The sequence below is a fragment of the Streptomyces sp. SYSU D01066-1 genome (assembly GCF_054956795.1).
On sequence record NZ_JBUDHV010000006.1, the window covers coordinates 144,299 to 157,569 of the forward strand.

The 13,271-nt window shown below is 72.8% G+C and carries 9 protein-coding genes; all 9 read right to left on the minus strand.

Annotated elements, in window-relative coordinates; translation table 11 throughout:
* Positions 1-51: 51 nt before the first annotated feature.
* The 9 genes from ACY1JF_RS08595 to ACY1JF_RS08635 all read right to left on the minus strand — a co-directional run bounded on the left by ACY1JF_RS08595 (position 52) and on the right by ACY1JF_RS08635 (position 13,267).
* The gene (locus ACY1JF_RS08595; protein WP_462704392.1) at positions 52-3,072 is read right to left on the minus strand and encodes a glycoside hydrolase family 3 N-terminal domain-containing protein; all 3,021 of its coding nucleotides are present in this window, start codon (positions 3,070-3,072) and stop codon (positions 52-54) included.
* A 132-nt stretch (positions 3,073-3,204) separates the two neighbouring features.
* A complete protein-coding gene (cimA, locus tag ACY1JF_RS08600; protein ID WP_462704393.1) occupies positions 3,205-4,812 on the minus strand; it encodes a citramalate synthase in 1,608 nt (535 codons plus the stop codon).
* A gap of 306 nt (positions 4,813-5,118) precedes the next feature.
* Complete coding sequence (locus tag ACY1JF_RS08605; RefSeq protein WP_462704394.1) at positions 5,119-6,348, minus strand: TolB family protein; 1,230 nt, start codon at positions 6,346-6,348, stop codon at positions 5,119-5,121.
* Between the two features lie 170 nt (positions 6,349-6,518).
* Positions 6,519-7,151, minus strand: coding sequence for a TetR/AcrR family transcriptional regulator (locus ACY1JF_RS08610; RefSeq protein WP_462704395.1), 633 nt, complete (start codon positions 7,149-7,151; stop codon positions 6,519-6,521).
* Between the two features lie 18 nt (positions 7,152-7,169).
* Positions 7,170-8,189, minus strand: a complete 1,020-nt coding sequence (locus tag ACY1JF_RS08615) for an agmatine deiminase family protein (RefSeq protein WP_462704396.1) — start codon at positions 8,187-8,189, stop codon at positions 7,170-7,172.
* 8 nt (positions 8,190-8,197) lie between these two features.
* A complete protein-coding gene (locus tag ACY1JF_RS08620; RefSeq protein WP_462704397.1) occupies positions 8,198-9,868 on the minus strand; it encodes an urease subunit alpha in 1,671 nt (556 codons plus the stop codon).
* Positions 9,865-10,710, minus strand: coding sequence for an urease subunit gamma (ureA, locus tag ACY1JF_RS08625; RefSeq protein WP_462704398.1), 846 nt, complete (start codon positions 10,708-10,710; stop codon positions 9,865-9,867). The genes ACY1JF_RS08620 and ureA overlap by 4 nt, the downstream gene beginning before the upstream one ends.
* 142 nt (positions 10,711-10,852) lie before the next feature.
* Positions 10,853-11,950 (minus strand): branched-chain amino acid aminotransferase, encoded by a 1,098-nt coding sequence (locus tag ACY1JF_RS08630; RefSeq protein ID WP_462704399.1) that lies wholly within the window; start codon positions 11,948-11,950, stop codon positions 10,853-10,855.
* Positions 11,951-12,223: 273 nt separating this feature from the next.
* Positions 12,224-13,267, minus strand: coding sequence for a 3-isopropylmalate dehydrogenase (locus ACY1JF_RS08635; protein ID WP_462704400.1), 1,044 nt, complete (start codon positions 13,265-13,267; stop codon positions 12,224-12,226).
* Between the last annotated feature and the right edge of the window lie 4 nt (positions 13,268-13,271).

A 13,271-nucleotide genomic window follows, 5' to 3' on the forward strand; every position in this document is an offset into this window, starting at 1 on the left:
GGAAAGGGCGACGGCCCCGACGAGAAGAACGCGCCCGTCGGGGCCACTCGCTCACGCCGCCCGGTACGCCGCCGTCAGTTTCGCGACCGCCGCGCCGTACTCACCTCGCACCGCCAGGTGATCCGCCTCCGCGAACGGAGCGGCCACCGCCGAGGTGATCCGCTCCCCCACCTCGCGCTGCACGATCAGCCGCGCCTTGGTGACCGCCGCCCGCCCGGCCGCATCGGCCCCCGCCCGTTCGGCGGCCCGCGCCGCGGCACCCAGGGCCTTCAGCGTCGACGCACCGCCCTTTGGCACCCGCGCCAGCGTGGTCAGTCCCCACCCGTAGGGGAACTGCGGATCGTACGACGCGTCCCCGACGTTGATCGGCAGCTGCGCCTCCGACTTCGGCCAGGTCACCGGCAGCTGCCCGGTGAACGCCCGCTTGCCGTAGAGCACGTCGGCCACTCCGTCGCCCTCGGTGCCCGGCAGCCAGGAGGCGACCAGCGCGTCGATCCCGCCGAGCCGGTCGCCCACCAGCTGCGGGCGTCCGGAGACGATCAGCACCGCGCACTTCATGGCCGCGCACACCTTGTCCACGGCGGCCCGGTCGGCGGCCGACAGCTCCAGGTCGTGACCGTTGCCGACGTCCCCCACGCCTTCCGCGTACGGCGTCTCCCCGACCACCACCACACCCACGTCATAGCCGCCGACCGGCGCCGAGGCGTCCTCGGAGTACGTCACGTCACCCCCGGCCCGGCGCATGCCTTCCAGCACCGTCGTACCGTCCGTGATCTCCCCGGACGACCCCTGCCAGCTGACGGTCCAGCCCCCGGCCTGGTTGCCGATGTCGTCGGCGTTCGACCCGGCGACGTAGACCTTCTGGTTCTTCCGCAGCGGGAGCAGGCCGCCCGCGTTCTTCAGCAGTACCTGCGACTCGGCCGCCGCCTGCCGGGCCACCGCCCGGTGCTCGGCGGAACCGATGTCCGCGATGCCGTCCGTGTCGGCGTACGGCTTCTCGAACAGCCCCAGTTCGAACTTCTGGGTCAGGATGCGCGTGACGGCGTCGTCGAGCCGCTTCTCCGTCACCCTCCCGGCCTCGGCCTCCTCCACCAGCGTTCCGGCGAACTCCTTGTGGCTGTACGGCACCATCATCATGTCGACGCCCGCGTTGACCGCCGTGCGGACCTGGGTGCCGAAGTCACCGGGGAGCTGGTAGAGCGCGTCCCAGTCGCTGATCACGAAGCCGTCGAAGCCCATCCGTCCCTTGAGCACGCCGTTGATCAGGTCGGCGCGGGCGTGCATCTTCACCGGGCCCTGCCCGTCCCCGGCGATGTCGAGCGAGGAGAACGACGGCATGACCGAGCCGACGCCCCGGTCGACGGCGTCCCGGTACGGCGAGAGGTGCACGGCCTCCAGCTCCTCGCGGCTGACCTCGGTGACGCCCTGGTCGATGGTGTAGGTGCCGGTGGTGGACGAGCCGTACGTCGTCCCGCCGTCGCCGACGAAGTGCTTCGCCGTGGCCAGCACCTTGTCGGAGCGGTCCAGGTCACGGCCGTCGGCCCGGCCCTGCAGGCCCTGGATCACCGTCTCCAGGGACTCCACCAGCGCCGGGTCCTCGCCGAAGGACTCGTACGTCCGCCCCCACCGCTCGTCGCGCGTGACGCACAGGCAGGGCGCGAAGGTCCACGGGACGCCGGTGGCGCGGGTCTCGGCGGCGGTCACCGCGCCGGTGCGCTGCACCAGACCGGCGTCGCGGGTCGCGCCGAGCCCGATGTTGTGCGGCGTGATCGTCGCGCCGGCCAGGTTGTTGTGGCCGTGCACCGAGTCCACGCCGTAGATCAGCGGGATCTGGAGCCGGGTGGACCGCGTCCGCAGCTGGTAGGAGTCGATCATCTTGGCCCACGCCTCGGCCGTGTTCGGCGTCGGCGTCGAGCCGCCACCGGACAGCAGCGAGCCCAGGCCGTACGTCGCGATGTCACCGGGCACGGTCATGGCCCCGCGCTCGGCCTGTGTCATCTGCCCGGCCTTCTCCGCCACCGTCATCCGGGAGAGGAGATCGGCGACCCGCTTCTTCACCGGCAGCCGGGTGTCGAGGTACGGCAGTCCGTGGGCGTCCACGGCCACCACCGGGTTCTCGGCGGGAGCCTTGGCGCCACTGACGGTCAGCTTCAGCGGGATCGTCTCGGCCTCCTCGGCCGAGCGGTCCCTCAGCGTCCGCACCTCCACCGTGCGGGTGGTGCCGGACGCCGTCCCGGCCGGGAAGGTGACCGTGCCGCTGACCGGCGTGTAGTCCTCGCCCGCCACCGCGCCGTCGCCGTTCGCCGTCTCGTAGGCGACCGTGACGGGTTCCTCCAGCGGCGCCGAACCCGTCGTCCCGACGGTGATCCCCACCGCCGCCGAACTGCCTTCCGTCACCGAGTACACGGCGGCACCGGTCGTCACCGACGCGCGCGGCGACTGGTCGGCGCGGCCGTACAGTTCGACGCCGTCCATGGCGAACTCGCCCTTGGCGCCGACCGGGAGGGTGACGGCGTAGCCCCACACCTCCGTCAGGCCGAGCACCTGGTCGATGCCGCCGACGGGCTGGTGGTCGGTGCGGTAGGTGAGGTCGGAGAACGGGATCTCGATCTGCCGCCAGCCGGTGAAGTCGTCGGTGAAGGACGTCGTCCACAGCTCGGACGCGTCACCGCCGGCGCCACCGTCCTTGATCTCGAAGCTGATGCCCCTGCCGGTGCCGTGGCCCTCCCACCAGAAGCGGATGCCCGCGTGGGCGGACCAGTCGCGGGCGGGCCCGGCGTCGGCGTACTGGTGGGTGAAGCCGCCGTAGCCGCTGATGTCGTAGCTGCCGGAGAGCACTTTCTCGCCCTCGGGGGCGTCGGCGCGGGCGGCGAGCGTCAGGGTGGGCCGGTCGTCGGTGTCGCCGCCCCAGGTGGACAGGCCCTCGGCGGGCGGGGCCGCGAACGGCACCTCGCCCTCGAAGCGGTCGACGGCGACCAAGGCGGGGTCGTCGGCCGCGGCGGCGCCCGCGGCGGTGAGCGGGATCAGTCCGGTGAGCAGGGTGGCGCAGAGGAGCAGGGCGGTTCTTCGCATGGAACGTCCCTCGACTCTCGTAAGCCGACTAGGCCAACTGCGGGCTTGTTTCACGCCGTGAGTCAACTGGCGGCCCATGCGACCGTCAAGGGGACGGACGGCGTCCGCACGGACGCCGTCCCTCAGGAGCGATCACTCCGCCGGCGCCACCCCGGCCCGCAGCAGCCCGTACGTGTACGCGTCCTCCAGCGCCTGCCACGACGCGGCGATGACGTTCTCCGCGACCCCCACCGTCGACCACTCGCCCGCACCGTCGCTCGTGGCGATCAGGACGCGGGTGGTGGACTCGGTGCCGTGGACGCCCTCCAGGATGCGGACCTTGTAGTCGACCAGCTCCAGGTGGGCGAGCTGGGGGTAGATCCGTTCCAGCGCGACCCGCAGCGCCCGGTCCAGGGCGTTGACCGGACCGTTGCCCTCCGCCGTGGCGACGATGCGCTCCCCCTTGGCCCAGAGCTTCACCGTCGCCTCGTTGGCGTGGCTGCCGTCGGGACGGTCCTCGACGATCGCGCGCCAGGACTCGACGGAGAAGTACTTCAGCGGACCGCCCTCGACCTCCGCCCGCAGCAGCAGCTCGAAGGAGGCGTCGGCGGCCTCGTACGTGTACCCCTTCAGCTCGCGTTCCTTGACGCGCTCCACGACCCGGCCGACCAGTTCCCGGTCGCCGCCGAGGTCGATGCCGAGTTCCTTGCCCTTCAGCTCGATGGAGGCGCGGCCCGCCATGTCGGAGACGAGCATCCGCATGGCGTTGCCGACCAGCGCGGGGTCGGTGTGCTGGTACAGGTCCGGGTCGACCTTGATGGCGGAGGCGTGCAGGCCGGCCTTGTGGGCGAAGGCGGAGACGCCGACGTAGGGCTGGTGGGTGGAGGGGGTGAGGTTGACGACCTCGGCGATGGCGTGCGAGATGCGGGTGGTCTCGCGGAGCCTGCCCTCGGGCAGGACCCGCTTGCCGTACTTCAGCTCCAGGGCGGCGACGACCGGGAACAGGTTGGCGTTGCCCACGCGCTCGCCGTAGCCGTTGGCCGTGCACTGCACGTGGGTGGCGCCCGCGTCGACGGCGGCGAGGGTGTTGGCGACCGCGCAGCCGGTGTCGTCCTGGGCGTGGATGCCGAGCCGGGCGCCGGTGTCGGCCAGCACGGTGGCGACCACGGCCTGGATCTGCGCGGGGAGCATGCCGCCGTTGGTGTCGCAGAGGATGACGACGTCGGCGCCGGCCTCCGAGGCCGCGCGGACGACGTCCTTCGCGTACTGGGGGTTGGCGCGGTAGCCGTCGAAGAAGTGCTCGCAGTCCAGGAAGACCCGGCGGCCCTGGTGCCGCAGGAAGGAGACCGTGTCGCGGATCATCGCCAGGTTCTCGTCCAGGGTGGTGCGCAGGGCGAGTTCGACGTGCCGGTCATGGGATTTGGCGACCAGGCAGATCACCTCGGCGCCGGAGTCCAGGAGCGCCCTGACCTGCGGGTCCTCGGCCGCGGTGGTGCCGGCGCGGCGGGTGGAGCCGAAGGCGACGAGCTGGGCGTGCCGGAAGTCGATCTCCTTGGCGGCGCGCGCGAAGAACTCGGTGTCCCGCGGGTTGGCGCCGGGCCAGCCGCCCTCGATGAAACCCACGCCGTAGTCGTCCAGGTGCCGGGCGATGGCCAGCTTGTCCGCGACGGTGAGGTTGATGCCCTCGCGCTGCGCGCCGTCGCGCAGGGTGGTGTCGAAGACGTGGAACGAATCGTCGAGCAGCTCGCTGGGTGCGGTCATGATCTTCAGGGCTCCTGTATGGGGTCTCGGTCTACCGGAATGACCGGTTCCACCGTCCGTCTATGATCCCCCGCGCTCTCTTCCCGGCTTCAGGTGGGCCAGGAAACAGAAAAACCCCTCGCGGGTGCGAGAGGTCTGCGCGCGGGTCGAGGACGACGGTGTCCGCCCGTACCTGGTCGTACGTGGCGGTCACTGCGGACCGGCGCGCCTGCTGCCAATAATCATGGCGAACGAGAGCACGGGGGCAGTCTGGCACAACCCGCCCCCGCGCTCACCGTCCGTCTCAGGATGCGAGCGCGGCGCGGGTCAGCGCAGGTGGCGGACGAAGCCGTCGGAGAACCCGTTGGTGTCGTCGGGGACGAGCTGGGCCGAGCGGCTGCCGAGGCCGACGCTCCGGGCGTGCGCGCTCACCGAGTAGAGCGTCACCGCGGCGTCCGTGACCGGTCCGCCGTCGACGGACTCGCTGACCAGGCGGGTGGAGCCGGTGCGCAGGTCACGGAGGTAGACGTTGGCCGGGCCGAGCGGTCCGTCGCTTGGGCGGGGCGCGGCCTCGTAGGCCAGGTACCGGCCGTCCGGGCTGAGGTGCGGCGCCTGCGGCAGGCTCTCCCCGGCGGGGCCGGGAGCCACCCGGCGGGTGACGTCCGTGTCCAGGTCGCGGACGTAGAGGTGGCTGTCGCCCGCCCCGCCGCCCGGCACCAGGTCCTCACTGTAGGAGGTGAAGGCGATGACGCGGCCGTCCGCGGAGAGCGAGGCGGGCATCGCGTACCAGGGGTCCGGGGTGCCGTCGGGCCGGACGTTGACCCGCTCCTCGGTGCCGGTGCGGCGGTCGTGCACCCAGGTGGCGCCGTACCCGCTGCGCGGCACGGGCTGTGCGTACGCCACCCGCCGGCCGTCGGCGCTGATGCCCTGGAGGACCGCCGGGCTGGTCGGGCTGGTGCGGTTGCTGACCCGCTCCACGGTGCCGGTGCGCCGGTCGAGGACGTACACGGCGCCGAACAGGTCGCCGGGGCCGGTCTCCATCCGGTCCGCCTTGGCGTTGAAGGCGATGTACCGGGCGTCGGCCGACAGGGCGGCGCCGCCCGCGAGGGCCGATCCCCCGTCGAGGGCCACGCTGATCCGCTCGGTGCGGTGGGCGCGCCGGTCGTGGAGGTAGATGTCGTAGGCGGCGTCGTTCGCGGGCGGGGTGTCCCAGGCGACCAGGTTCCGGGCGTTGGAGCGGAACAGGACGTGGCGGCCGTCGGCGCTGATGCCGAGGGCCGAGGACTCCCCGTCGGCCTGTGCGCCGCCCGCCCCGACGCTGACCCGCTCGACGGTTCCCGTGCGCAGGTGGCGTACGAAGACGTCCCCGTGCCCGTTGGTGTCGCCGGGCACCAGGTTCGCGGCGGTGGCCGAGAAGGCCGCGAACCGCCCGTCGGCGCTGACCTCCGGTCCGTGGGCGTCGCCGTCGGCCTGCTCGCCCGCCGCCGTCAGCGTGACCCGCTCGGTGCCCGGCGCCGGTGCCGCCGAGGCGGAGGCCGAGGTCGAGGTCGCGATCATGATCCCCGCGAGTACCGCGACGGACGCTCCACACGTTCTTCTGAGCACGATTCCCCCCGTTGCCCTGTGGGCTTCGCTCCCCCGGCCCCGTGCCGGGGGCTGCCCAGCAGCCAAACGCATCGCACGACCCGGGGTCAATCACCCGTATCGCGTACAACCCGGACGCGAGATCAGGCGTCCGCGAGCAGGCCCTCGGCCAGAAACTCCCGTACGTGGCCGAGGGCCTGCGCCCGCCCGCTCCCCCGCAGGCCGATCGCCACGTTGATGGCGAAGCCGTCCAGCAGGGCCCGCAGGCGGGTGGCGAACCGGTCGGGGTCGACGGCGCGGAACTCGCCCCGCGAGACGCCCTCCGCCAGCAGGGCGGCCAGGTCGCGGTGCCAGGCGCCCTCGATGGCGGCCTGCCGGTCGCGGGCGTCGGAGCCTGCGGCGGCGTTCTGCGAGCGGTTCCACACCTCCAGCCACAGCGTCCAGTGCGGGTCGCGGTGGCCGTCGGGGAGGTACAGCTCCACATAGGCGTCGAGGCGGGCGCGGGCCGGGCCGGACGCGGCGAGCAGCCGGGCGCGCTCGGCGCCGAGGCGGCCCTCGCTCCACTCCAGGGTGCGCAGCAGCAGTTCGTCCTTGGTGCGGAAGTAGTAGAGGAGGTGGCCGCTGCTCATGCCGACCTCGCGGCCGAGCGCCGCCATGGTCAGTTTGCCCAGGCCGCGTGCGGCGATCATCCCCATGGCGGTGGCGAGGACGTCCTCGCGCGGCGGGGCGTTCTTCCGCGCTCCGGCCGCGCCTGCCGCCCCTGCCGCCCCTGCCATCGCCGGCTCCTCACTGCGTTAGACCCTCGGCTGCTGTTGCGTGACGCAGTGGATGCCCCCACCGCTCGCGAAGATCGTACGGGCGTCCACCTGTGTCACCGTGCGCTCGGGGAACAGGCGGCGGAAGAGGTCCGCGGCGGGTTCGTCGTTCGGGTCGTCGAAGGCGCACAGGACCACGCCGCCGTTGCACAGGTAGTGGTTGATGTACGAGTAGTCGACCCAGTCGCCGTTCTCGTCCTTGAGGACGGCCGGGGCCGGGACCTCGACGACCTCCAGGCGGCGGCCCCGCGCGTCGCTCTGGCCGCGCAGGACCTCCAGGTGGGTCCGCGAGCGGGCGTGGTCGGGGTGGGCCGGGTCGCGCTGGGTGTGGACGAGGACGGTGCCGGGCCGGGCGAAGGCCGCGACGATGTCGACGTGGCCCTGGGTGCCGTAGGTGCCGTAGTCGGCGGTCAGGCCGTGCGGGAGCCAGATCGCCTTGCGGGTGCCGAGCTTGGCGTGGATCTCCGCCTCGACCCCGGCGCGGGTCCAGCCGGGGTTGCGGCCGGCGCCGAGCTGGACGGTGTCGGTCAGCAGGACCGTGCCCTCGCCGTCGACGTGGATCGCGCCGCCCTCGTTGACGAGCGGGCTGCTCAGGACCGGTGCCCCGGCCAGAGCCGCGACCTGGCGGGCGATGTCGCGGTCGTGGTCCCAGCGGGCCCAGTCCTGGGCGCCCCAGCCGTTGAACACCCAGTCGACGGCGGCCAGCCCGCCCGCCCCGTCGGTGACGAAGGTCGGGCCGGTGTCGCGCATCCACGCGTCGTCCAGGGGGCGTTCCACCAGGTCGACGTCCGGGCCGAGCAGTGCGCGCGCCCCTTCGCCCTGGCCGGGGCCGTGCACCATCGTCACCGGTTCGAAGCGGCGCACGGCACGGGCCACCGACGCCCAGGCGGCGCGGGCCCCGGCCAGCTCCGCGGCGTCGCCGAAGGTCGGGTTGGGGCCGGGCCACGCCATCCAGGTGCGTTCGTGCGGGGCCCACTCGGGGGGCATGCGGTAGGTCATCGGCGGTCCTAGAGGAAGTACAGGCGGTTGAGGGAGACGGAGTCGGCCGGTGCCGAGTGGACCGGGTCGCCGTCGAGGGTGACCAGGCCGGTGCGCCGGTCGACGTCGACCTGTCCGGTACGGGTGTTCAGGCGCAGGTCGGCGGGGCCGATGCCGCGGGTGCCGCGCACGGCGACCCGGCGCCGGCGGGTGGGCAGGGTGTCGCTGCCCCGGTCGAGGGCGGCCCGCGCGACGAAGGCCACGGACAGTTCGGCGGGCGTGGCGCCGTGGGCGCCGAACTGCGGGCCCAGGACGAGGGGTTCGCAGGTGTCGGTGGCCGCGTTGGGGTCGCCGGTGACGCCGTAGGCCGGGAAGCCGGACTTCAGGACGAGCTGCGGTTTGGCGCCGAAGTACTCCGGGCGCCACAGCACCAGGTCGGCGAGTTTGCCGGTCTCGATCGAGCCGACCTCGTGGGCGAGGCCGTGGGCGATGGCCGGGTTGATGGTCAGCTTGGCGATGTACCGCAGGACGCGCTGGTTGTCGTCGTCGCCGTCCGCGCCGCGCTCGGCCTTCATCTTCCCGGCCATCGCGAAGGTGCGGCGGACCGTCTCACCGGCCCGGCCCATGCCCTGCGCGTCGGAGGAGGTGATGCCGATGGCGCCCAGGTCGTGCAGCACGTCCTCGGCGCCCATCGTCGAGGCGCGGATGCGGTCGCGGGCCATCGCGGCGTCGCCCGGCAGGTCGGTCTTGAGGTCGTGGACGGAGACGATCATGCCGTAGTGCTCGGCGACCGCGTCCCGGCCGAAGGGCAGGGTGGGGTTGGTGGAGGAGCCGATGACGTTCGGGACGCCGGCCATCCTCAGGACGTCGGGGACGTGTCCGCCGCCGCAGCCCTCGATGTGGAAGGCGTGGACGGTGCGGCCCTCCAGCACCCTGAGCGTGTCCTCCACCGACAGGCACTCGTTCAGGCCGTCGCTGTGCAGGGCGACCTGGACGTCGTGCTCCTCGGCGACGCGCAGCGCGGTGTCCAGGGCCCGGGTGTGGGCGCCCATGTCCTCGTGCACCTTGAAACCCGAGGCGCCGCCCTCGGCGAGGGCCTCGGTGAGCGGCGCCGGGTGGGAGGAGGAGCCGCGGGCCAGGAAGCCGATGTTCACCGGCCAGGCGTCGAACGCCGCGAAGGCGTGCTTCAGCGCCCAGGGCGAGTTGACGCCGACGCCCCACACCGGCCCGAACTCCTGCCCGATGATCGTGGTGACGCCGGACGCGAGCGAGGCCTCCATGACGCGCGGGGAGAGCAGGTGGACGTGGGTGTCGACGGCGCCGGCGGTGGCGATGAGCCCCTCGCCGGAGACGATGGTGGTGCCGGTGCCGACGACGACGTCCACGCCGTCGAGGGTGTCGGGGTTCCCGGCCCGGCCGATGCCGCTGATCCGGCCCTCGCGGATACCGATGGACACCTTGCGGATGCCCTGCGCCGCGTCGATCACGACGACGTTGCTGATCACGACGTCGCAGGTGGCGCGGACGGCGGCGGCCTTCAGGTGCAGTCCGTCGCGGGCGGTCTTGCCGAACCCGGCCAGGAACTCGTCGCCGTACCGCTGTGCGTCGGCCTCCACCCGGACCACCAGCCCCGAGTCGCCGAGGCGGAGGCGGTCGCCGGCCCGGGGGCCGTGGGCGGCGGCGTACTCGTACGGGTTCACTCGGCGGCTCCCGGGCGGTCGGCCCCCGGGCGGTCGGCCTCCGAGCGGTCGGCTCCCGGGCAGTCGGCTCCCGGGCAGTCGGCCTCCGATCGGTCGGCTCCCGGGCGGTCAGCCCCCAGGCGGTCAGCCCCCAGGCGGTCAGCCCCCGAGCGGTCAGCCCCCGAGCGGTCAGCCCCCAGGTATCCGCAGGCGGCGGCGCGGCGCAGGGCCTCGTCCCGCGCGCCCGGCGCGTCCAGCGGCCCGTCGACCAGCCCGGCGAACCCGGTCGCGATCCGCGCCCCGCCGATCGGGACGAGGCCGACCTCGACGCGCTCGCCGGGGCCGAAGCGGACCGAGGACCCGGCGGGGACGGCGAGCCGCATGCCGTAGGCCCGCTCGCGGTCGAAGTCGAGGCGCGGGTTGGCCTCGAAGAAGTGGAAGTGGGAGGTGACCGAGACGGGCACGGGGGCGGTGTTGGTGACCGGTATCCGTACCGCCGCCTCGGGCTCGCCGTGCTCCGGTCCGGGCAGCAGCGCGCCCGGCGCCCCCTCCCCCAGGCCCCCGCCGATCGGGCCGGTGACCACCGCGAGCCGGGAGCCGTCGTCGAAGACCGCCTCGACGTGCACCTCGGTGACCACGTCCGCGACGCCCGGCAGGACGTCGTCGGGGCCGAGGACGGACCGGGCACGTTCGACGGCCTCGGCGAGCCGGGCGCCGTCGCGGGCCGCCTCGCAGACGGTGTCGGCGATCAGCGCGGTCGCCTCCGGCACGTTCAGCCGCAGACCGCGCGCCTTGCGGGCACGGGCCAGTTCGGCGGCCGAGAACAGCAGCAGCCGGTCACGTTCGGTCGGGGTCAGTCGCACGGGGCACGCTCCTCGTTTAGAGCAGCACTCTAAAGTAAGAAGCCGGGGCCCCCAAGGGCTGCACCTCAACATTTTGAGCGGCGCACAAAAAAGGCGGGCCGCCTCGGACATGGTGTCCGAGGCGGCCCGCACGGTCGCCGGCTCAGGCGAGCGTGTGCATCCAGCCGTGGGTGTCCTCGGCCGTGCCGCGCTGGATGTCCAGCAGGGCCCGGCGCAGCCGCATGGTGACCTCGCCGGGCTCACCGCCGCCCTGCTGCCACTGGGCGCCGGCCCGCTTGACCGTGCCGACCGGCGTGATCACGGCCGCCGTGCCGCAGGCGAAGACCTCGGTGAGGGTGCCGTTCTCGGAGTCGCGCTGCCACTGGTCCACGGAGATCCGGCCCTCCTCGGCCTGGTAGCCGAGGTCGCGGGCGACGGTGAGGAGCGAGTCGCGGGTGACGCCCTCCAGGATGGAGCCGGTGAGCGTGGGAGTGATGATCTTGTTGCCGTAGACGAAGTACAGGTTCATGCCGCCCAGCTCCTCGACCCACGCGCGCTCGATGGCGTCGAGGTAGCAGACCTGGTCGCAGCCCTGCTTGGCGGCCTCGGCCTGGGCGAGCAGGGAGGCGGCGTAGTTGCCGCCGGTCTTGGCGTCGCCCATGCCGCCGGGGACGGCGCGGACGCGGTCCTCGGAGACCCAGATGGAGACCGGCTTCACGCCGCCGGGGAAGTAGGCACCGGCCGGGGAGGCGATGACGATGAAGAGGTACTCGTTGGCCGGCTTGACGCCCAGGCCGACCTCGGTGGCGATCATGAAGGGGCGCAGGTAGAGGGACTCCTCGCCGCCGTGCGCCGGGACCCACGCCCGGTCCTGCCTGACCAGCGCGTCGCACGCCTCGATGAACGTCTCCTCCGGCAGTTCCGGCATGCCGAGCCGGCGCGCGGACGCCTGGAAGCGGCGGGCGTTCTTCTCCGGCCGGAAGGTGGCGACGGAGCCGTCGGGCCGGCGGTACGCCTTCAGTCCCTCGAAGATCTCCTGCGCGTAGTGCAGGACCATCGTGGCCGGGTCGAGGGAGAGCGGGGCGTAGGGGACGAGCCGGCCGTCGTGCCAGCCGCGGCCCTCGGTCCACTTGATCGTCACCATGTGATCGGTGAAGTGGCGACCGAACCCCGGGCTGGCCAGAATCGCGTCGCGCTCGGCGGCGGAGAGCGGACTGGCGGAGGGCTTGAGTTCGATCGTGGGCGTCGTGGGCGTCGTCATGGGTTGTTGTCCTTCACCGGTTGTCGTGACGGGCCGCGCCCACGCCCGTACTGCCAGTGGCCAGTGGTAGGACGTCCGAGCATTCCCGCATGTCGCGGCCTCGCGTTCGATTATCGCGCGCGGTCCGTGACCGGGGGAACGGCGGAGGAAACGGGGTGGATGCGGCCCAGGTTTCGATGGTCGCACCCCGCGGAGACAGGTGAAAGCCGCCGGGTGCCTTGTTTTTCCGGACCCGGCGGCTTCGAATGGTTCAGTTTCGAGTGCGCGGCCCGGTCAGCCGGCTACTCGTACGGCGAGGGCGTCACCGATCTCGGAGGTGGAGCGCGCGGGCTTGCCCGCCCGCTCGCCGAGGTCGGCCGCGACCGCCTCCTCGATCCGGGTCGCCTCGGCCTCGTAGCCGAGGTGGCGCAGCAGCAGGGCGACGGAGAGCACGGTGGCGCTGGGGTCGGCCTTGCCCTGGCCGGCGATGTCGGGCGCGGAGCCGTGGACCGGCTCGAACATCGAGGGGTACTCGCCGGACGGGTTGATGTTCCCGCTGGCGGCGACGCCGATGCCGCCGGAGACGGCCGCGGCGAGGTCGGTGATGATGTCACCGAAGAGGTTGTCGGTGACGATCACGTCGAACCGGGCCGGGTCGTTGACCAGGTAGATCGTGGCCGCGTCGACGTGGATGTAGTCGGTGGTGACCTCGGGGAACTCCTCGGCCACCTGGTTGAAGATGTTGGTCCACAGGTGGCCCGCGAAGGTCAACACGTTGTTCTTGTGGACCAGCGTGAGCTTCTTGCGGGGGCGGGCCTGGGCGCGGGCGAAGGCGTCGCGGACGACGCGCTCGACGCCGTAGGCGGTGTTGACGGACACCTCGGTGGCGACCTCGTGGGGCGTGCCCTTGCGGATGGTGCCGCCGTTGCCGGTGTACGGGCCCTCGGTGCCCTCGCGGACGACCACGAAGTCGATCTCCGGCTGGCCGGCCAGCGGGGTCTCGACGCCCGGGAGCAGCTTGCTCGGGCGCAGGTTGACGTGGTGGTCGAAGGCGAAGCGGAGCTTGAGCAGGAAGCCGCGCTCCAGGACGCCGGAGGGGACGCTCGGGTCGCCGATGGCGCCGAGCAGGATGGCGTCGTGCTTCTTCAGCGCGTCGAGGTCGGCGTCGGTGAGGGTCTCACCGGTGGCGTGGTAGCGCCGGGCGCCGAAGTCGAACTCCTTGGTCTCCAGCTTCACATCCTGCGGGAGGACGGCGGAGAGGACCTTCAGGCCTTCGGCCACGACCTCCTGGCCGATGCCGTCGCCGGGGATGACTGCGAGATCGATGCTGCGAGACATGCGG

What these genes read in the sequence shown, in the direction of transcription:
- ACY1JF_RS08615 (WP_462704396.1), bottom strand. Translation starts at nt 8,189, where the DNA reads ATGACCTACCGCATGCCCCCCGAGTGGGCCCCGCACGAACGCACCTGG.
- ACY1JF_RS08635 (WP_462704400.1), bottom strand. Translation starts at nt 13,267, where the DNA reads ATGTCTCGCAGCATCGATCTCGCAGTCATCCCCGGCGACGGCATCGGC.
- cimA (WP_462704393.1), bottom strand. Translation starts at nt 4,812, where the DNA reads ATGACCGCACCCAGCGAGCTGCTCGACGATTCGTTCCACGTCTTCGAC.
- ACY1JF_RS08610 (WP_462704395.1), bottom strand. Translation starts at nt 7,151, where the DNA reads ATGGCAGGGGCGGCAGGGGCGGCAGGCGCGGCCGGAGCGCGGAAGAAC.
- ACY1JF_RS08605 (WP_462704394.1), bottom strand. Translation starts at nt 6,348, where the DNA reads ATGATCGCGACCTCGACCTCGGCCTCCGCCTCGGCGGCACCGGCGCCG.
- ACY1JF_RS08595 (WP_462704392.1), bottom strand. Translation starts at nt 3,072, where the DNA reads ATGCGAAGAACCGCCCTGCTCCTCTGCGCCACCCTGCTCACCGGACTG.
- ACY1JF_RS08630 (WP_462704399.1), bottom strand. Translation starts at nt 11,950, where the DNA reads ATGACGACGCCCACGACGCCCACGATCGAACTCAAGCCCTCCGCCAGT.